At 47.3% G+C, this 19,668-nt stretch carries 18 protein-coding genes; 5 read left to right on the plus strand and 13 right to left on the minus strand.

Annotated features, from left to right (window positions below; genetic code table 11):
• Positions 1–88: 88 nt before the first annotated feature.
• The 6 genes from WH46_RS00910 to WH46_RS00935 all read right to left on the minus strand — a co-directional run bounded on the left by WH46_RS00910 (position 89) and on the right by WH46_RS00935 (position 7,070).
• Positions 89–1,429, minus strand: coding sequence for a DRTGG domain-containing protein (locus tag WH46_RS00910; protein WP_017811244.1), 1,341 nt, complete (start codon positions 1,427–1,429; stop codon positions 89–91).
• A 218-nt stretch (positions 1,430–1,647) separates the two neighbouring features.
• Complete coding sequence (locus WH46_RS00915) at positions 1,648–1,995, minus strand: YlbF/YmcA family competence regulator (protein ID WP_017811245.1); 348 nt, start codon at positions 1,993–1,995, stop codon at positions 1,648–1,650.
• A 142-nt stretch (positions 1,996–2,137) separates the two neighbouring features.
• Positions 2,138–2,824: an HAD hydrolase-like protein gene (locus WH46_RS00920; RefSeq protein ID WP_017811246.1), complete on the minus strand. Its 687-nt coding sequence runs from the start codon at positions 2,822–2,824 to the stop codon at positions 2,138–2,140.
• A gap of 117 nt (positions 2,825–2,941) precedes the next feature.
• Positions 2,942–4,306, minus strand: coding sequence for a hemolysin family protein (locus tag WH46_RS00925; protein WP_046225395.1), 1,365 nt, complete (start codon positions 4,304–4,306; stop codon positions 2,942–2,944).
• Between the two features lie 89 nt (positions 4,307–4,395).
• On the minus strand, positions 4,396–5,529 hold the full coding sequence (gene yfkAB, locus WH46_RS00930; RefSeq protein ID WP_046225396.1) for a radical SAM/CxCxxxxC motif protein YfkAB: 1,134 nt from the start codon (positions 5,527–5,529) through the stop codon (positions 4,396–4,398).
• Positions 5,530–5,627: 98 nt separating this feature from the next.
• Positions 5,628–7,070 carry a bifunctional metallophosphatase/5'-nucleotidase gene (locus tag WH46_RS00935; protein ID WP_046225397.1) on the minus strand — a complete coding sequence of 481 codons (1,443 nt, stop codon included), beginning with the start codon at positions 7,068–7,070 and terminating at the stop codon, positions 5,628–5,630.
• A 223-nt stretch (positions 7,071–7,293) separates the two neighbouring features.
• On the opposite strand from WH46_RS00935, the gene WH46_RS00940 reads away from it, so the two are divergent.
• Positions 7,294–8,046: a molybdenum cofactor biosynthesis protein gene (locus WH46_RS00940; RefSeq protein ID WP_046225398.1), complete on the plus strand. Its 753-nt coding sequence runs from the start codon at positions 7,294–7,296 to the stop codon at positions 8,044–8,046.
• A gap of 84 nt (positions 8,047–8,130) precedes the next feature.
• Positions 8,131–9,165 (plus strand): HD-GYP domain-containing protein, encoded by a 1,035-nt coding sequence (locus WH46_RS00945; RefSeq protein ID WP_046225399.1) that lies wholly within the window; start codon positions 8,131–8,133, stop codon positions 9,163–9,165.
• A gap of 177 nt (positions 9,166–9,342) precedes the next feature.
• On the opposite strand, the gene WH46_RS00950 is transcribed toward WH46_RS00945, so the two are convergent.
• Positions 9,343–10,929 carry an FAD-dependent oxidoreductase gene (locus tag WH46_RS00950; protein WP_331458210.1) on the minus strand — a complete coding sequence of 529 codons (1,587 nt, stop codon included), beginning with the start codon at positions 10,927–10,929 and terminating at the stop codon, positions 9,343–9,345.
• A 297-nt stretch (positions 10,930–11,226) separates the two neighbouring features.
• Here WH46_RS00950 and WH46_RS00955 point away from each other — a divergent pair, with 297 nt between their 5' ends.
• From WH46_RS00955 to WH46_RS00965, 3 genes are all read left to right on the plus strand, one after another.
• Positions 11,227–11,865 carry a 3'-5' exonuclease gene (locus WH46_RS00955; protein WP_017811253.1) on the plus strand — a complete coding sequence of 213 codons (639 nt, stop codon included), beginning with the start codon at positions 11,227–11,229 and terminating at the stop codon, positions 11,863–11,865.
• Positions 11,866–12,086: 221 nt separating this feature from the next.
• A complete protein-coding gene (locus WH46_RS00960) occupies positions 12,087–12,416 on the plus strand; it encodes a hypothetical protein (protein WP_017811254.1) in 330 nt (109 codons plus the stop codon).
• 39 nt (positions 12,417–12,455) lie between these two features.
• Positions 12,456–13,820: a methyl-accepting chemotaxis protein gene (locus WH46_RS00965; RefSeq protein WP_046225401.1), complete on the plus strand. Its 1,365-nt coding sequence runs from the start codon at positions 12,456–12,458 to the stop codon at positions 13,818–13,820.
• A 139-nt stretch (positions 13,821–13,959) separates the two neighbouring features.
• Here WH46_RS00965 and WH46_RS00970 read toward each other — a convergent pair whose 3' ends face one another.
• The 6 genes from WH46_RS00970 to sufD all read right to left on the minus strand — a co-directional run bounded on the left by WH46_RS00970 (position 13,960) and on the right by sufD (position 19,658).
• Complete coding sequence (locus WH46_RS00970; RefSeq protein WP_017811256.1) at positions 13,960–14,487, minus strand: spermidine/spermine N(1)-acetyltransferase; 528 nt, start codon at positions 14,485–14,487, stop codon at positions 13,960–13,962.
• Positions 14,488–14,560: 73 nt separating this feature from the next.
• Positions 14,561–15,013 (minus strand): MarR family winged helix-turn-helix transcriptional regulator, encoded by a 453-nt coding sequence (locus WH46_RS00975; RefSeq protein WP_017811257.1) that lies wholly within the window; start codon positions 15,011–15,013, stop codon positions 14,561–14,563.
• Between the two features lie 289 nt (positions 15,014–15,302).
• Entirely contained in the window at positions 15,303–16,700 is a 1,398-nt protein-coding gene (gene sufB, locus WH46_RS00980) for a Fe-S cluster assembly protein SufB (RefSeq protein WP_017811258.1), read from the minus strand.
• 18 nt (positions 16,701–16,718) lie between these two features.
• Positions 16,719–17,150, minus strand: a complete 432-nt coding sequence (sufU, locus tag WH46_RS00985) for a Fe-S cluster assembly sulfur transfer protein SufU (protein WP_017811259.1) — start codon at positions 17,148–17,150, stop codon at positions 16,719–16,721.
• Positions 17,140–18,360: a cysteine desulfurase gene (locus WH46_RS00990; protein WP_017811260.1), complete on the minus strand. Its 1,221-nt coding sequence runs from the start codon at positions 18,358–18,360 to the stop codon at positions 17,140–17,142. Before WH46_RS00990 ends, sufU begins: the two co-directional genes overlap by 11 nt.
• Positions 18,357–19,658 carry a Fe-S cluster assembly protein SufD gene (gene sufD, locus WH46_RS00995; RefSeq protein WP_046225402.1) on the minus strand — a complete coding sequence of 434 codons (1,302 nt, stop codon included), beginning with the start codon at positions 19,656–19,658 and terminating at the stop codon, positions 18,357–18,359. The genes WH46_RS00990 and sufD overlap by 4 nt, the downstream gene beginning before the upstream one ends.
• Positions 19,659–19,668: the final 10 nt, after the last annotated feature.

The following is a 19,668-nucleotide window of genomic DNA, read 5'->3' on the forward strand; positions in this document are numbered from 1 at the left end:
ACAACGTTATAACTGCCCACACTATTTACAAGAAAACGACCCTATGGATATAAAAAAGCTGTGCGGATCTCTATTCCGCACAGCTTTTTTATCCGTGATCGATAGACTGCAGTGTCAGCACCGATTTGGAGACAGGCATATTTTCATAAATGATCTCAATCTCCAGCTTGTAGGTACGCCGGCTCGATTCCAGCACAATTGGACGGATCACAATCGCATCCTCGATCTGCACCGGGCGCAAGAAGTAAGTCGAAATATTATCAATTACATAATCATGGCCACTCAGCAACCGTGCAGTGCGGATCGCCGCCTGGATCATGACCGAGATCAGAATGCCTTCGGAAATATTACCAAGGTCTGTCGCCATCTGCGGCGTAATAAATCCATGATAGACAATACCTCCGTCTTCATCCCGCTCTTCGGCAAAACCATTCCAGATCAGATGATCAAATGTCTCCACGTTACCTGCCTGCGGCTCAAGCTGGGCATCCCGCATAGCCTGCAGCACTTCACGCCGGGTGACGGTACCGATCAGTTTACGGTTACGGTCCACGATAGGCAGGAAGTCAATGCCTTCCCACATCATCGTCTGGGCTGCCGAAGCCAGTGAAGTCTGTAGCGTTGCCGTTATCGGTCTGCGTATCAGCACTTTTTCAATGGGCTGATCACCCTCCAGCTCCTCGATTTCCTTGCGTCCGACAATCCCGATCACCCGATTCCATTCATCCACGACGGCGAGACGCAAGTATCCGGTCTTCTCCGCCACTTCGTAAAAATCAGTTGCCATGCTGGAAGCCTTGAGCACACCAGGCTTGGGCTTGCCTGCAATAATATCCTCAACAAGCATGATCTTCTTTTTGATCATCCGGTCAAACAGTGCCCGGTTAATCATGGAAGCCACTGTAAATGTATCATGGCGAGAAGAAATGATGGGCAGTCCCCGTTCATCCGCAAGCGCCTTGACCTCCAGGCTGGTGCCAAATCCGCCCGTTATCAGTACGGCTGCTCCGTGTTCCAGTGCAAGAGAATGAGCATCCTCACGGTTACCGACGATCAGCAGGCTGCCTGCTTCCACGTAACGCATCATCGCGTCCATCTTCATTGCACCAATCGCATATTTAACCAGCGTTTTGTCCAGACCGCTGCCGCCGCCCAGCACTTTGCCCTCTACAATCTCTGCCACATCGGCAAAAGTCAACTGATCAGAGATTCCCCGTGGACGTTTCTCGATCCGTACCGTGCCAATCCGTTCGCGGGTTACTACGATTCCCATATTCTCCGCTTCCTTAACCGCACGATAGGCGGTACCTTCGCTTACACCCATCTGCCGGGCCAGCTTGCGGACAGAGATTTTGGACCCGATTTTGAGCTTCTCAATATGCTGCAAAAGTTGTTCGTGCTTTGTAATCGATTCCTCATGTTCCTGCAACTGTAACACCACCTTCCAGCATCTGTATCAATGTGCATTTATTATAGCACAAAAAACGAGCGTATCTCACCATGTACTTATGGGAGATGACGCTCGCCGCTTTTGTTTTCTTGATCGATTGTCTGATGAATTCACGTCGCCATCAAGCATTGGTTACAGCGCCGCAAGCTCTCATCAGACTTCTGTTATACCTTTATATGTCGACAGATTACAACAGATTATTCAGCAGCTCCGCCATACAGATGGCTCAGGCTGTCCGTGATAATTTTGTTGATATCTTCAATGATGGTGCTTAGACGCTGCTCGGCATCGAACAGGCGGCGGATATTCAGGTTCAGGTTCAGCACCTCGAACAGTTTCTCCATTTGCTCCATCTCTTCCGGGTTCGGCATATCGCCGGACATCATGCGTTGCTGTACTTCCATCTGACGCGTACGGAAGTCATCCAGCATACGCTGGCTTTCTGGATCGCTTTCGATCAATTTCAGAGCAGCTGTAATATCAGATACTTCTTTGCTATCGCGAATAGCTGTGGATAGTTCATGTGCCTTATCGTAAATATTCATTGTCAATTTCCCACTTTCCCAATCAGTATTGTATTTCCTGTCTGCCAATCAGGAGATGTCCTGTACGGCAGCACTATTTTAACACGTCCTATACAGGGTAACTGATTTGAGCTCTGATGTAAAATGTGTGGTTTCGATCATTCTACTGTGCTTCATCATACAGATGACGCAGCTGATCAAATGAAGTAATAGTGACATCCGATCCATCCAGCTCACTCGTATCACCAAAATCTGCATAATTGCAGCCAATCACGGTTTGTCCATTCTTAAGGCCTGCTTCTACATCCGAAGAACGATCACCGACCATCCAGGCAGAGGTAATATCATGAGTATCGAGCAGCAGCCGGACCAGATCTACTTTGGATGCGGTCTGATATTCGCCTGCACTGTATACCCCTTCCAACAGGGAACCCATCTGATGTACCTCTACAATTCCTTTTACATAACCTTCCAGACCGTTGCTGGCAATAAACAGACGCACGCCATGATCGTGCAAATAGGTCAGTGTCTCCATAACCTGCGGATACAGACGGGATATACCGGCTTTCATGCCATCAACCTGAAGATCCAGCAGCAACTGGTTCGCTCTGGCAACTGTACGCGACTCGGCACCCGGAATCACACGAGCCCAGATATCTTCCAGCAGCATGCCCAGACAGCTTAGAATAATCTCGTCCGGTGGCGTTTCTCCATGATACAGTCCTTCTTCACGCAGAATCTCGAATGTATTGTGATAGGCAGGCAGCAGTACGGTCTCCGTCTCGAACAGTGTTCCATCCATATCAAACATCATCGCTTGCGGCTTGTTCAGTACAGTTCTATCCGTCATCATCCAGCACTCCTTGTTTATATGTAAATTTAACGGCAGCCGCAATTGGGATTATGCTGATTGAATCGTGCACCTCCACCTTGCGGCTGCCGTTATGGTACTGATTATATTTGTTATTTAGGAATGGGAATTCTTGTCCTGATGATTTTCCTCAGCATCTGCATTTTCTTCCTTGGGAAGAGGATGGACATGAACCCGCATAATGCGCAGACGTTCCGATTCTGCGACTTCGAATACGACTCCATCCACTTCGACGGTCTTGCCTACTTCCGGCACACCTTCAAGTTCCTTGAACATCCAGCCGCCAATTGAATCGACTTCGTCATCATCGATCTCTACTCCGGCCAATTCGTTTACATCCTCGATCAGCATCCGGCCATCCACGGAAATAATATCTCCTACCATCTCCATCTCCGGTCGCTCATCCTCGAATTCATCATATAGATCACCGACGATTTCTTCCAGAATCTCTTCAGCAGTGAGCAATCCGGCGGTTCCACCGTACTCATCCACAACCAATGTAAGCTGGGCGTGATTTTTCTGCATCAGCTGCAGCACATGACTGATTTCCATCGATTCCGGTACATTCAGAATAGGACGGGCAAGCGCAGCCAGATCATAAGGCTGATTTACCGGAGACAGCAGAACATCCGTAATATGTACGAATCCGATAATTCTGTCCTTGTCTTCCACCGCTACCGGATAGCGTGAATGCTTGGTATCATTGATAATCGCCAGGTTCTCTTCCCGGGACAAGTTGGCATAAAGACAGGTCATATCCGTACGGGGAAGCATGACTTCACGAGCCAGTCGATCGGAAAATTCAAAAATATTGTTAACCAGCTCAATCTCGCCTTCGTCCATCACGCCACTTTTGGCACTCTGATTCATCAGAATACGAATTTCTTCTTCCGAGTGTGCCCCATCCGCTTCACTCGCGGGCTCAATTCCTACCAGGCGCAGTACCGCGTTGGCAGCCATATTGAGTAACCAGATGAATGGGAAAAATACCCGGTAAAAGAATAACAGAGGTCCTGATAACGCCAGAGACACGCCATCCGTGCGCTGAATCGCCAGTGACTTGGGGGCCAGCTCGCCCAGTACGATATGGAGAAATGTAATAACGGCAAATCCGATAACGACTGACACCGTCGCAATAATGGTCGAATCACCAAATCCCAGCTTGTACATGATCGGTTCAACAAGCAGCTCCGAAATGGCAGGTTCCCCAATCCAGCCGAGACCCAGAGAAGCCAGAGTAATCCCGAACTGGGTCGCCGACAGATAAGCATCCAGTTTGCTGTTTACCTTGAGTGCATATCCTGCCAGTCGATTCCCTTCGCTTTGTAGCTGGGTCAGGCGTGAATGTCTCACTTTGACGAGTGAGAACTCCGCCGCCACAAAGAATCCATTCAAAAATACAAGCACAAATACCAGTGCCAAATTAAGCAATAAAGTGCCTAAGTCAAACTCATGCCCCAACCGGAACGCCCCTTTTCTCGGATATATAGTACCTTCGCCGGGTCGTCTAACCTAAGAGAGAAGTTTCACATCACCGGCATATGGCAGTTTTACAACAGCGCCTTGCGTGATTTGAAATCCGTGTCCTTGTAATACATATCCGCTACAAGCAGATTCGGTCCGCAGCAGGCTGCCGCATCACAATGGCAATTTACCTGCTGATTCAGCGGATGATTATTACTCCACTCTCCGAACACCTCATCCAACTTACGATTATGAATATTGCCAAAAGCAGGAATCGCAGCAAAATCCGTTACAAATACGTCACCGGTAAACATATTCACATTGACCCGGTTACGTCCATCTGGATCATTGCGCACCGTTACATTCCGTTCACGATACAGACGGGATACCAGCTCACGATCGGCATTATTCGGGTTACAGCTAAAAAATGGCAGTGTACCGAACAGCATCCACATATCCTGATCCCGGTGATCCAACAGGTCATGAATCGCTGCGCGAAAATCGCCAAGAGACAAGACGGGCAGGCTTGCTGCAAAATCAGCCGCATACATCGGATGTACTTCATGACGCTTGCAGCCCATTTCACCGATAATACGATGAATCTCAGGCAGTTTGCGATGTGTTCGATAGTTGATCATGGATTCTGCGGAAATAAACATGCCTGCTTCACTCAGCCGACGGGTATTCTCCATCATTTTGTCGTACATGCGTACAGCTGCCTCACGCGGAACCGGATGTCCGCTATTGGCAAATCCCACCTCGTGGAAGTCATCGGGTGATGTGTAGTTAAACGAAATATGCATTACATCCAGATACGGCAGCAGTTTCTCATAGCGGCCAATATCCAGCGTCAGATTGGAGTTGATCTGTGAACGAATCCCACGCTCACGCGCATATCGAAGCAAAGGCACAATGACTTCATCCACAGTTTGCTTGCGGAATGTAGGCTCTCCTCCGGTAATACTGATCGTCTGGAGGTTCTCTACCTCATCCAGCCGCTTCAGCATCAGCGGCAGCGGAATCATGTCCGGCTCACGCATCACCAGCGAATCACCTACCGCGCAGTGCTCACAGCGCATATTGCACAGATTGGTGACGGTCATCTCTACACTGGTAAGCGTATGTTTGCCATACTGGCGAAGCGACAGCAGCGGGTCCCACGGATCGTAACTCGGGGATAATTCTTTCAGCGGCCATTCACTTCTGTGTATTACTGTCATTTGTATCTTCACCTTATCTCATGTATTAACCCTGAATTCGTATAATCTTAACGCTACCACCTGGGCAGTATGCAATTATGGATACAAGGTCCTGTTTATCATACCATAAACCAGCGAGGTCCGGCACAGGACTGCACTGTTCCCGGCGTCTGCAGTTCGCTGCGCAGCAGATCACGGATAAATTCCGACAGCATGTAAGTCACCCCTCCACTCTCGCTGAGTGAATCATAACCGATCCGGAAAGTGAACATATCGAGTGATCCGACGCTGTATTCCTGATCGTCCTGCAGCGGCTGTCCGTTAATTTCCAGACCGGTAATACGCTGATAAGCCGGTCTGGCCAGGTCACAGGTAATCTTCAGTCCGTCCACACAAAGACAACCCAGAATCTTGCCACGGAATCCGTAACCCATAATAGCCTTGTGTGTAAATTCGGACAGCAGTGACTGCTCCAGTGCCCGTCGAATACTGCTTCCGCGAAGCAGGGTAATGCACGGATTGATCGGAGATGGACACAGACGATGCAGAAGCGATTCTGTAATCTCGCCAGCAGGCAGTTCATCCAGCAGCTGTCCTGCATTTACGATCGACAGCTCTGCACCGGTATAACGCCGTACCGCCTGTGCAAGCAGATTGCCAAGCGGTGATTCCCGCTCATAATCAATCTTCAGTGGAGCTTCCAGCATCGCTACCGTGCGGCTCATTCGCTCCTCTGCCCGCTGTCGATGGAGTACAATGGCCGCTTCCACTGCTTCTTCACGCGGCATATTTTCCGTAATGGCAATCAGACCTCCGTCCAATAAATGTGCCCTTCCGCCGAGTGTATCCTTTTGCCAGGTCATCTGTCCCATATACTGTCCGAACTTGCCGGCTGCACCAAGCACCGTTGATCCCACCCAGAGCGGACGATCCAGTACATGATGACTGTGTCCGCCCAGGATCACATCAATTTCAGGCAGCTGCTCTGCAAGCCTCTGATCCGCCGACAGTCCCAGATGCGAGAGCATCACCAGCAGATCAACTTCACTGCGCAGCTGATCGATCAATGGACGCAGACTGCTGACCGGCTCGCTGACATCCCAGCCCAGCAGGTCATAGAAATCACCATAAGGAGCCGTCGCACCAATTAGACCAATTTTCCAGGTACCTTTTTGGATAATCTGATGGGTTCGCATCCATACCGGCGGTATACCGCTCTCGTGCTCGATTACATTACTGCATACGACTGGACAGATAATACCCGCATAAGCCTGGTTCAGTATGGACGATGTATAAGTAAGTCCTTCATTGTTGCCAATTGTCACAGCATCATATCCGGTCATATTGATAATATCGATATTGGCGCCACCTTCCGAGCCTTCGGTCTCCGGGGACATCCGGTCCATATGATCTCCGATATCAACGAGCAGTACATGATCACGTCCCAACCGATCGGTATAATCTCCAGCAATGGATGCGAGGATACCCATATTTTCAAAATGGCTGTGTAGATCATTGGTATGCAGTATGGTAAGCACATCGTGTGCTGTTTCTGTATTCATGGTTTTGTTCCTCCCCTTGTTTCTCTGTGTACTATATCAAATGCTAATTGAATAAACCGTTTGGATTTCAAGCAAATACTGGTATATTAAAAGGATGAAGATCACTGGTCTGCTGGCTGTAACCATTTATTGTTCAGCAACCTGTTTGTCCATAATAATCAGGTCATTTGTGATTACCTGCCTGTACCGGGCTTTAATAATACCTATATGGAGGGCTTATTTTATGCAGTATACCATTAAATTATTCGCCGGGCTTGCCGAAAAAATTGGTGAATCCCAAATTATCGTAGAAGTACCTTCAACCATGGATACCAGCTCTGAAGAGGGCAAAAATCCTGTTACTGTACAGCATATCAAAGATATTTTATCTACATTATACCCGGATGCCGAAATTTCTATCCGTCATTCGTTCGCAGCTGTTAATCAAGAGTATGCAACTGTCGATACTATTATTAAGGAAAGCGATGAACTGGCTCTGATCCCTCCCGTGTCCGGAGGCTCCGGACCGACTACATCCGAACAAACCCCTGATGGTCTCTATGTCATTACCAGTGCTCCCCTCTTAGCAGAAGAAATCATTACCAAAGTTACCGATAATAATCACGGGGCAACGATCGCTTTTATAGGTACGACTCGTGAAATGACCGGTGAAATGCAGACGGTATACCTGGAATATGAAGCCTATATTCCCATGGCATTATCCCAGCTACAAAAAATAGGCAAGCATATCGCAAATACATGGTCCGGTACACGCTGTGCGATCAGTCATCGTATCGGCAGTGTCGGTATTGCAGAGACAAGTGTGATTATCGCTGTCTCCTCTGCTCATCGTGATGATGCCTATGCAGCCAGTCGGTTTGCCATTGAACGGCTCAAAGAAACCGTACCGATCTGGAAAAAGGAAATCTGGGCAGATGGATCAGAATGGAAAGGTGCACAGACAGGTCCCTGGAACCCCACAGAACCTAAATCCTGAGTAAAATTACCTATATCAGGATTGTTGTACGCTTTTTTTCCTGTTATGATAAGTTTAAATTTTTAGATTATGGAGGTGCCCATATTGAGAGTGCATGTTACAGATTTGAAGCCGGGAGACACGCTTTCCAGTGATACGTTCAATACATTCGGTATTCATATGATGCAAAAGGGCCACATTCTCCAACCCGATGACATTAGCAAGCTGCTTAAGCATGGTCTGGATTATGTTGATATTGAAGAAATCGTAATTACCGATGATAATGAGCCCCATCATTCACTTATAGAAGCAAAGGTTCAGTTCGATACCGCACTGGTTGGATTTGAGAATCTGTTCCTGAATGCAGCTTCCCGTGGCGAATTTGACGGGAGCCAGGTGGATGCAATGCTAGAACCTCTGATGGATGAACTTCATACCCAAAAAGACGTTGTCTCCGTTCTGTTTGTACTCAACGATACTAATAACTACACGTACACACACTCCCTTCAAGTCGGCATGCTATCTTATTATCTGGCCATCTGGATGGGATATACAGAACAGGAAGCCTACGCTGCCGGTCGCGCCGGATATCTTCATGACGTCGGCAAAGCCAAAGTCCCGCCCGAAATCCTCAACAAACCGGGCAAACTGACACCTGAAGAATATGAAATTATGAAAAAGCATGCTCAATACGGCCATGACATTATTATGGAGTCGACCGGAGATGAGCTGAGCGCTATTGTGGCACTACAGCATCACGAACGGGCAGATGGCAAAGGCTATCCAAACGGTATCACACTTGATGATATTCATCCGTACGCACGTATTACCGCGGTTGCAGATATATACAGTGCCATGACCACACACCGGGTTTATCAATCCAAGCAGGAACTGCTTCGTGTGCTCAAGGAAATTCATCGTATGAGCTTCGGACAACTGTATGCCGAGGCCGCACAGACCTTTATCCGCAATATGCTGCCTAATATGATTGGCAAAAAAGTGCGCCTGAATTCCGGCGAGACCGGGCGAATCATTATGACCAATCCAACGGACTATTTCCGCCCGCTGATTGAGACGGAGCAGGGATTCAAAGATCTGTCTATGCAGTCTGCACTGGAAATCGAAGAAATTTTCATCTGATGATCAAAGAAATAAAGTCACGAAAAAACGGGTTCTCTACCGAAGAGGACCCGTTTTGTTGTGTTGCATGTATTCGTACATGTCTTATTTCATTAAGCAGGCTATATGCCTACTGCACCTCTACCACCGGATCGTCAGCAGTGAAGGCCATCTGTCTATGAATCACAGCAGGTTATTCTAGTTCAGCGAAATATGATAATCTTTTTTCAGATATGCATGAATCGTACGGAAATCGTCTTCGGTCAGATCCCGGAGCCGCTTTCCATCTTTCTCATGCCCCAGAATAATACCTATAACTTCTGCTGCAAGTGCCGTAGTTGGTGTGATTCTGGCACTACCATAAGCTTTGATCGAAGCTCCGATATTTTTGCCTGCAACGAGTACATTGTCATAATTTTTGAGTTCAAAGGACCGCAGCGGAATGCCGTAAGCATCCGGTTTGCCATAACCTTTGCCGGTCGGCACTTCCCGCGTACCCTGAATATCCAGCGGATATCCGCCAATGCTGACATCATCCCAGAACATCTTGCTGTTGATCGCATCTTCATATTGCAGTACATAGTCGGTCTCATACCGGTTATAGTCACGGATATACAGATATTCCGGATAACCGTTCAACTCGGCATTTTTGTAGCCGGGGATATTTTCACGCAGGAATTCCAGCACATGAGGTGCTTCGGCTTTGCCTTTGGCAATAGCTGTGCGGACAGACTCGGGATCGGAAGGGTCCACATCATAGATCAGCAGCGCATTGATAATCACTTCGCCGTCTTTTTGATAGGTGGAATTGATACCGCGCAGCTTGAGCTGGGAATCGGCGATTTTGAATTTGTCGGTCACTTTGCTGTAGCCAGTACCAAAATCATAATCCACGTACGTATTGGTACCATATTTGGCTTCCAGATTGGACAGTGGATAATCCCTCAGCGTAGCACTGTGCAAAGCGAGCCAGTCTACATTTTTGAATTTCAGCATATAAGTGGCTGCCATATATTCAGGCTTGTCGCCGCCGCCAAAGATCGATTCCACGCCGGGAATGCGGGTAGTATGCAGCTGCGAAGATAGCGCTGCATAGTCGGTATTTTCCACAAAATAACGCGCATCCACCGTATGCTCGGCACCATCCTTTTCCGTATAGGTCAGGCTGGCGATTGCATACTGTCCATTTTCTTCCTTTTGCTGAATCTGCTTGATATCTATACCACTTTTGAGCGGGATATCCTGGATCAGGCTGTTATAATACTTGATAAAATCGGATTCCTTGCGGATTTCACCATGATTATAGGCATTGTACAGCTTTTTCATCTCACCCTGCACCAGGCTGATCTTCTTATTGTTGTTCGGCTCATCCAGTACAAGCATCTGTCCCTGGATCAACTGCCCGCCCGGTTTTTCCCTTGGGTCGAGAATCAATACATTCAGCCCTTCATCATGAGCGGCTTTGGCCATAAGGATCCCCTCTACTTCGCTCCCAATTAGCACGAGATCATAATGCTCGTCTGCAGGCGGCGCAGGAACATTTGCTTGATCTGCCTGTCCATTGGCTGTATTCGTTCCATTGTTGCCATTTTGTACCGTATTGGATTCATTGTTACTCTGCCCGGAAACGGTCGATCCCTGTCCAGCAATCCGAATTGCCTGATGCTGCATATACCATACTGCTCCTGCTGCGATAAGAATGAGTGCCACTACTGCCGTGATGATTGGGATTCTTACCGATTTACGTTTTCTTCTGCCATGCTTTTCACTTCGTCTGCTCTTCAATTGCTGTTAACCACCTTGCATTTAATTTGTCTGTAACTGACTGGTATATGGAATACTTATGTACTAAAATAGATAGTTCAGGGAATAATTGTACCTGTCCGTATGCCAGTACATGAGGTCGGCAAAGATAAAGTGAATCACTACAGAATATACCAGTAACATGCTGCTGTATCTCGGCATTGATTCATTATCCTACCCTAACAAAGGGTACAGGTGCATATACCCTCCCGTCAACAACGGTTTTGTAATGATTCGTATAGATACCAGGTGACCAACTCCGAAAGGATGAATAAAAGAATGGATTTTGTAACTATAGACTTTGAGACAGCCAACTCCAGTCGCTCCAGTGCCTGCTCGATTGGTATCGTGGAGATCAGCGGCGGCGAGATTACGGATGAACGTTCATGGCTGATCAATCCGGAGCAGCATTTTGATCCGATGAATATCAGTATTCACAAAATTACACCCTCTATGGTACAGGATGCTCCGACTTTCGGTGAACTGTGGCCGGAACTGCTGCCTTATATGAATAACAAACATGTAGTCGCCCACAATGCGGCTTTTGATATGAGTGTACTGCGTCACAGTCTGGATGCTGCCCGTACAGGCTATCCGGCATTTCAATATTACTGCACCTATCTGCTCAGCAAAAAGATTCTGAATGAGCTACCTTCCCACCGTCTGAACAATCTGGCTGCCTACTATGGCATTGAACTTAATCATCATGATGCCCTCGAAGATGCCCGTGCCGCTGCACTGGTGCTCGTCAAACTGCTAGAGCATAAGCAGCAGCCAACTCCGGCGGAACTGTCAGCAGCGCTTGGATACAAGCCTGGTACGCTGTATGCAGGTGGTTATACCCCATTCTCTGCATCAGCCTCCAAGACCAAGAAGCCAGGCGGATGGAAAAGGAAAAACTTCAGCCATTACAGTTGAACAGAGAATATAGCCAGACAGGAAATTACTATAGTCATCTATCTTCCCTTATACCATGTAAGTTATAAGTTTTCACTTCAGCAGGACCCGCGAATATTACGGGTCCTTTTTTATTTTCCATATTATCCATTCATTTTCAATCTGCTCTTTATAAATGAATTTATTTTACCGAAAAGATCATAAATAGACTTCATCCTACATTCGGACCAAAGGAGCAACTAATGAAAAAGAAAATACGGCTTACTTTTTTCGCAAAAAATATCCTGCTTATGTCGATGGGTATCTTGTTGGTCGGTGTACTGCTGACGACTTTCAATGTCATTATTCAGAAAAAAATGTCTTTGGATGATCTGCACAAGCAGTATATTGGTGTATCTGCCTATATGCAGGAACAAATCGGAAACGAAATTATCCTCAAAGCGACAGCAAATCCTGTGGCAGGCAGTGCAGTCGAAAAAGAACTGACTGCAAAGCTCGATCAAGTCTCCAAAACCAATCCTAATATTGCCCAGGCTTATGTATTCAGTGCGGCGATCGTAAATAATCAATAGACTGTTATCGCTTCTCCATCCCATCTGATTGAAGCAGGTATGGGACCAGGAACACTGTATGAAAACCCTCCAATTATGTATGCCGCCATGCAACAAGTAGCCAATCAAGGCAAACCGATTGGCACTGAAGTCTATACAGATATATATGGAAGCTGGTCCAGCGTATTACAACCGGTGACAGATAGTTCCGGCAAAGTCGTTGCTGTGTTCGGTATGGATATCAGTGCATCCGATATTGAGAGCAATACCGCTACTCTACTGCGTAACTCCCTGCTTATTCTGGCAGGCTGTGTCCTTGTTGTGCTGCTTATTCAATTTTTTGTTATGCGTCATATGATGCAGCCTGTTCGGGATCTGTTTGCAGCGATCAAGCAGATGAGCACAGGAGACCTGAATGTACAGCTGCGGGCGGATCGCAATGACGATTTTGGTGAACTGAATCGTAACTTTGGCGAAATGGCCGGCGAACTCAAAAATGTAATTGCAGGTGTTCAGCATAAAGCGATGCAGGCAGCAGAAGCTTCTTCTTCCCTAACTAGCAGCGTAGAGCAAAATGTCCAGATGCAAGCTGAAGTACTACACACCGCCGAGCAGGTCAGTCAGGGTGCTGAAACGCAGGAACACGCGGCGGGAGAAACAGCCAGAGTCATGGAAGAAATGGCACGCGCCATTCAGGAAATTGCCCAAACGGCTTATCAAGTATCCGAAGCTGCAGCAGATATGAAATATAAAGCAGCAGGCGGCGGTACAACCATCAGCCAAATTGGTACCCAGATGACTTCTATCAGCGCAGCGGTCGATCGCTCGGCAACATGCATTCGCCAGCTGCAGCAACGCTCACGCGAAGTCGAAGGCATGGCGGAGTTGATCTCGGGTATTGCTTCACAGACCAATCTGCTGGCACTCAATGCTGCTATTGAAGCAGCACGCGCCGGTGAGCACGGAAAAGGCTTTGCTGTTGTAGCTGAAGAAGTCCGCAAATTGGCCGATCAGTCGGCTCAGTCAGCGGGTCAGATCTCCGGTACCCTGGGCCTGATGAGACAGGATACCGATCAAGCCGTCTCTCTGATGGAAGAAGGTATACGAGAAGTAAACGCTGGTATCCAGCTGTCCCAGGAAACAGGCAAAGCTTTCCACCAAATCGAGACAGCGATCAGCGAAGTCTCTTCACAAACCGAAGATATGTCGGCTGTAACCGAGCAGATGTCCGCAAGCTCCGAAGAAGTCTCCTCCTCTGTATCCGAACTGTCCGAGATTGCGAGTGTCTCCAGAAAAGGTGCTGTAGAAGTGACTGATATCTCCCACAGACAGCGCGAAGCGCTGGGCGGCATCTCTTCGTCTTCCGAAGATCTGCGAGTCATGGCAGAGGAACTGAACGAATTGATTGCCAAGTTCAAGATTTAATCTGTTAATATTGGACCTTTATGGTCTGACTGAATCATTCATGTTTATAGCTAAAGAATCATATAAAAATAAACCCGTACTTTGCCATTGTTCTCGCAAAGTGCGGGTTTATTTTGTCCATTAGGATTATTACTGCAACTCATTGGCTGATAGAGAGCGGTCTAACCATAATCAAATCAATCTGCTCTTCATCCCCCATATAAAAGGAATGCGCTCCTGTCTGGACAAACCCCAGCTTCTGATAGAACATGATCGCATTCTGATTTTTCTCCCATACACCCAGCCATACTTGCTTTTTACCGCTTTGCATGGCAATTTCTATGGCTTTGTCGAATACATACTTCCCTATTCCACGTTTCTGGAACTGGCTTCGTACGTAGATGCGCTCAATCTCAAGTGTATCCTCACCCATCGGTTCGGACTGGGCTTCTCCGGTATTCACCTTTAGATAGCCGGCAAGGTGATCTTCCACATACATGAAAAAGAACTGGGAGAGCATGTTGGATAGCTCCTGCTGTACTTGATTCCGCTCAAATGCCTTTTCCAGATAAGCCTTCATATTTTCAGGTGAATTCTGATCCCTGAATGTCTCGTCAAACGTCTCATATCCAATCTGCTGCAGCTGCTGCGCGTCATCTATCGTGCATTTTCTGATACGGATATCCATATTACCCTTTACACTCCTCTAACTAATAATGTATTAACTTATTGGTTTATGAGCTCACGGGCTCATCCCCTTCTTAATAGCTCCGTTTATGGCCTTTTTTCACGGTTTCCCAATCTTTCTCTACATTTTTTCTGACTTTACGGAGAAGATCATGAATTAGCTCGGTTTCCTGCTCTGACAGCCCTTCCAGAGCAACCGAATTGGAATAGTCATTTTCTCGCTTGATAAAAGGATACACCTGCTCGCCTCTCGCAGTAGGAAACAGCCTTTTGACCTTTTTGTTGTGCGGGTCTTCTCTCTTCTCGATAAAGCCGTTTGTCTCCAGCTTTTGGATGGCACGCGAGGCAGTCGTCCGATCTACCTTGATCATCTCCGCCAGTTTTTCCTGAATAATACCAGGCTGTTCGCAGATACGTACAAGGTACAGATACTGTCCTTTGGTCAGGTCATATTCCTTGAATTCGATATTACTGATTGAATCCAGCGCTCTTGCAATCATTCCGATTTCGCGCAGAATTTCTTTCATAATACATTCTCCTTTAAAAACGTTGAATTTTATTGTAAATGCAATAAAATTGTAATTTAAATTTAATTCATTTATGTTGTATTTGCAACAAAATATAATATTATTGAATTAAATAATGATTGGGATTTATTATATAGATCTTTCCCAACTGAAAAAGAGGCCGCAGAATACTTCCGCGACCTCTATAGTAAATACCTCATCCTAACAAAATCACATCTTTTATTAGTAAAGTCAAAAAGAGGCACCTGTAGTTGAAAATACAGGTGCCTCTTTTATTTAAAACGTTCTATTAACCGATAGAACCTTCCATCTCGAACTTGATCAATCTATTCATCTCAACTGCATACTCCATCGGCAGTTCTTTCGTAAATGGCTCGATAAAGCCCATTACGATCATCTGAGTCGCTTCGTCTTCAGTCAGACCGCGGCTCATCAGGTAGAACAGCTGATCTTCGGATACTTTGGATACCGTTGCTTCGTGTTCAAGAGTGATGTTATCATTCTTGATCTCGTTGTACGGAATGGTATCGGAAGTGGATTGGTTATCCAGAATCAGCGTATCGCACTTGATGTTGGACTTGGAACCTTCGGAGTTGCGTCCGAATGATGCCAGACCACGGTACGTTACTTTACCGCCGTGTTTACTGATCGATTTGGATACGATTGTAGATGTTGTATCCGGAGCCAGGTGAATCATTTTCGCGCCTGCATCCTGCAGCTGGCCTTTACCTGCTACAGCGATAGACAGTACGGAACCTTTGGCACCGCGACCTTTCAGTACAACAGCTGGATATTTCATCGTTATCTTGGAACCGATGTTACCATCGACCCATTCCATAGTGGCATTTTCTTCTGCAACCGCACGTTTGGTAACGAGGTTGTAGATGTTTGGTGCCCAGTTCTGGATTGTTGTATAACGCACACGAGCATCTTTTTTACAGATGATCTCAACAACTGCACTGTGCAGGGAGTTGGTGCTGTAAATCGGCGCTGTACAGCCTTCTACATAGTGTACAAAGCTGCCTTCATCCGCAATGATCAGTGTACGCTCGAACTGACCCATGTTCTCGGAGTTAATACGGAAGTACGCCTGCAGAGGTACATCACATTGTACGCCTGGTGGCACATAGATAAAGCTTCCGCCGGACCATACCGCACTGTTCAGTGCTGCGAATTTGTTATCTGCTGGAGGAATAACGGTAGAGAAATATTCTCTCAGGATCTCTGGATGCTCACGCAGTGCAGTATCCGTATCCATGAAGATTACGCCCTGGTCTTCCAGTTCTTTTTGCATGCTGTGGTATACCACTTCAGATTCGTACTGAGCGGATACACCAGCCAGGAATTTTTGTTCTGCTTCCGGGATACCGAGTTTGTCAAACGTTTCTTTGATTTCTGTCGGTACTTCTTCCCATGTTTTACCTTGTCCTTCGGATGGCTTTACGTAGTACTGAATATCGTTGAAATCCAGTCCACTCAGATCGCCGCCCCATTCAGGCATAGGCATTTTCTCAAATTGTTCCAGTGATTTGAGACGGAAATCCAGCATCCATTGCGGTTCGTCCTTCATGCGGGAAATCTCCATTACGATTTCCTTGTTCAGACCTTTACCGGATTGGAAAATGGATTTGTGCTCGTCGCGGAAACCATATTTATATTCTTCCATTTCTGGTGCTTTTTTAGCCATTGTTGTAGCCTCCCTATCTTAATTGTCCAAGCTGTCTTCTCCGATTCCTTTGCGCAGGGCATTCCAGGCCAGAGTGGCACACTTAATGCGAGCAGGGAATTTATTTACTCCGGATAGGGCTTCGATCTCTTCATATTCTACAAATTCCACTTCTTCGCCCTTCATCAGGGAAGAGAAACGGTCTGCCAGATCAAGTGCTTCTGCATACGTCTTGCCTTTAATCGCTTCCGTCATCATGGAGGCGGATGACATACTGATTGAACAGCCATCTCCCGAGAACTTGGCGTCCACTACCTTGTTGTCTTCCACCTGAAGCTGCAAAGATATGCGGTCACCACAGGTAGGGTTATTCAATTCAACCGTCATCGCTCCGTCTTCAAATGTACCGCGGTTGCGTTGATTTTTGTAGTGATCCATAATCACGCGGCGGTAAAGATCATCAAGTTGCATCGCCAAAATACTCCTTTGTCAGAACCAACGCTTCAATGAGTCTATCCACGTCTTGTTCATTATTATACAGGTAAAAGCTTGCGCGTGCCGTAGAACTTGCTTCAAGCCATCTCATTAATGGCTGACAGCAGTGATGTCCGGCGCGAATAGCGACCCCATAAGTGTCCAGTACCGTCGCCAGATCATGAGGATGTACACCTTCAAGGTTGAAAGTAACAATACCCACTTTGCGCTTGGCTGGACCATATATTTTAATACCCTCAATCTGGGACATGCGCTCCATAGCATAGTTGGCCAGGTGAGCTTCATGCGCTTCGATCTTGTCCATACCGATCTCGGACAGGAAATCGATCGCTGCACCCAGACCGACTGCACCGGAAATGATCGGCGTACCGCCTTCAAATCTCCATGGAGCGTCTTTCCAGTCGGATTCATACAATCCTACATCATTAATCATCTCGCCTCCGAATTCGATCGGTTCCATCTGTGCGAGCAGCTTGCGCTTGCCGTACAAGGCACCGAATCCAGTCGGGCCGCACATTTTGTGACTGGATAGTGCATAGAAGTCACAATCCAGATCCTGCATATCCACTTTCATATGAGGAGTACTTTGTGCGCCGTCGACGACCATGATCGCACCGTGACGATGAGCAATCTCGGCAATTTCCTTCACCGGATTAACCACACCGAGTACGTTCGATACATAGACAACCGAGACGATTTTGGTATTATCGTTAATGACTTTTTCCACATCAGCCAGATCGATATTGCCATCCGGCTGCAGTGGGATATATTTCAGCGTCGCTCCTGTCCGCAGCGCGAGCTGCTGCCACGGAATCAGGTTGCTGTGATGCTCCATCGGTGTAACGACGATCTCGTCTCCGGGCTGGAGACGAGGGCCGCCATAAGAAGAAGCAACCAGGTTAAGCGCTGTTGTTGTACCACGGGTAAAGACAATCTCTTCACTGCGTGACGCATTAATGAAACGGGCAATCTTCTCGCGTGCGCCTTCGTAAGCGTCGGTCGCACGTGTTCCCAATGTATGCACACCACGGTGCACATTGGAATTGTCGTATTCATAATAGTGACGCAGCGCATCCAGAACGACACGCGGCTTCTGGGAAGTCGCTGCATTATCCAGATACACAAGCGGATGTCCGTTTACTTCCTGGTGTAAAATCGGAAACTGCTCGCGGATGAGCTCGTTCACTGTCCGACTTTCCTTTCCACCAGTTCCTGCAGGCGAACCCGCAGCTGTTCCAGTGGAATATCAGATACGACCGGAGCCAGGAAGCCATAAATAATCAGTCGTTCTGCCTGTGCACGGGAGATACCGCGAGACATCAGGTAATGAACTTGCTCAGGGTTAACCTGACCTACCGATGCTGCGTGACCTGCCATAACATCATCTTCATCAATCAGCAGAATCGGGTTAGCATCACCACGTGCTTTCGGGCTGAGCATCAGCACTTTCTCTGCCTGCTCACCGTTCGAACGGGTTGCGCCGTGTTCGATTTTGGTAATACCGTTGATGATCGCATTGGCTTCTTCACGCATAACAGCACGTGTTGTCATTTGGCTGGTGGAGTCTTTACCAAAGTGAATCGCACGGGTTGTATAATTCAGACGCTGTACGCCGGAACCGACTGCGATGATTTTCGCATCGGAAGTGGAACCATTGCCTCGCAATACAGTCGATGTATCCGTTACCGTATTACCGTCGTTCATTTCACCGATGATCCATTCGATCGATGCATCGTTACCGGTTACTGCACGGCGATAGCTCATATCCGTTACATTCGTACCCAGCTGATGAACTGTTGCATAACGTACTTTGGCACCATCTTTGGCTATGATCTCGACGATACCGTTATGCACACGGCTGGCATCGCCAGTCGATACATAATTGTCTACATACGTTACAGAACTGTTGGTATCTGCAACAACAAGTACACGTGGCGCGAATGTCGCGTCTGCATTTTCCGTTACAAATACAGCCTGCAGCGGGATAGATACTTCTACGTTTTTGGGAACGTAGAGGAATGCTCCACCGTTCCACAGAGCTGCACTCAGTGCAGTTAGCTGATTTTCATCGTTTTTGACAACAGTGGACAGATGCGCCTGTACCAGGTCACCATGCTCACGTGCTGCTGTCTCCAGATCGGTGAAAATAACCCCCTGTGCTTTGAGTTCATCAGACAGAACCGCGTAGATTACGCCGGAATCTTTTTGTACAAGCAGATTCGCCGATTCTTCTTCTTTTACCAGCTGGCTTACCACGGGTGGCAGTTCCTGCAGAGAAGCAGCCGCACTTACAGGCTGGTAGGTACCATAGTCTGCAAGATTCCATTTATCAATTTTCGTTTTGTCCGGTTTGGGCAGTTCGAGCCGGGAAGCAAGTTCCAGAGCGCCCAGACGGCTGTCAGTCAGCCAAGCCGGTTCGTTTTTTTGTTGGGATAGTGATTTGAGAGCTTCCGTATTGAGCGGAAGTATCGTCTGCAATGTCATTGTGTAGCTC

Origin of the sequence: Paenibacillus dauci (assembly GCF_000971985.1) — a bacterium.
Taxonomy (GTDB): domain Bacteria; phylum Bacillota; class Bacilli; order Paenibacillales; family Paenibacillaceae; genus Saccharibacillus; species Saccharibacillus dauci.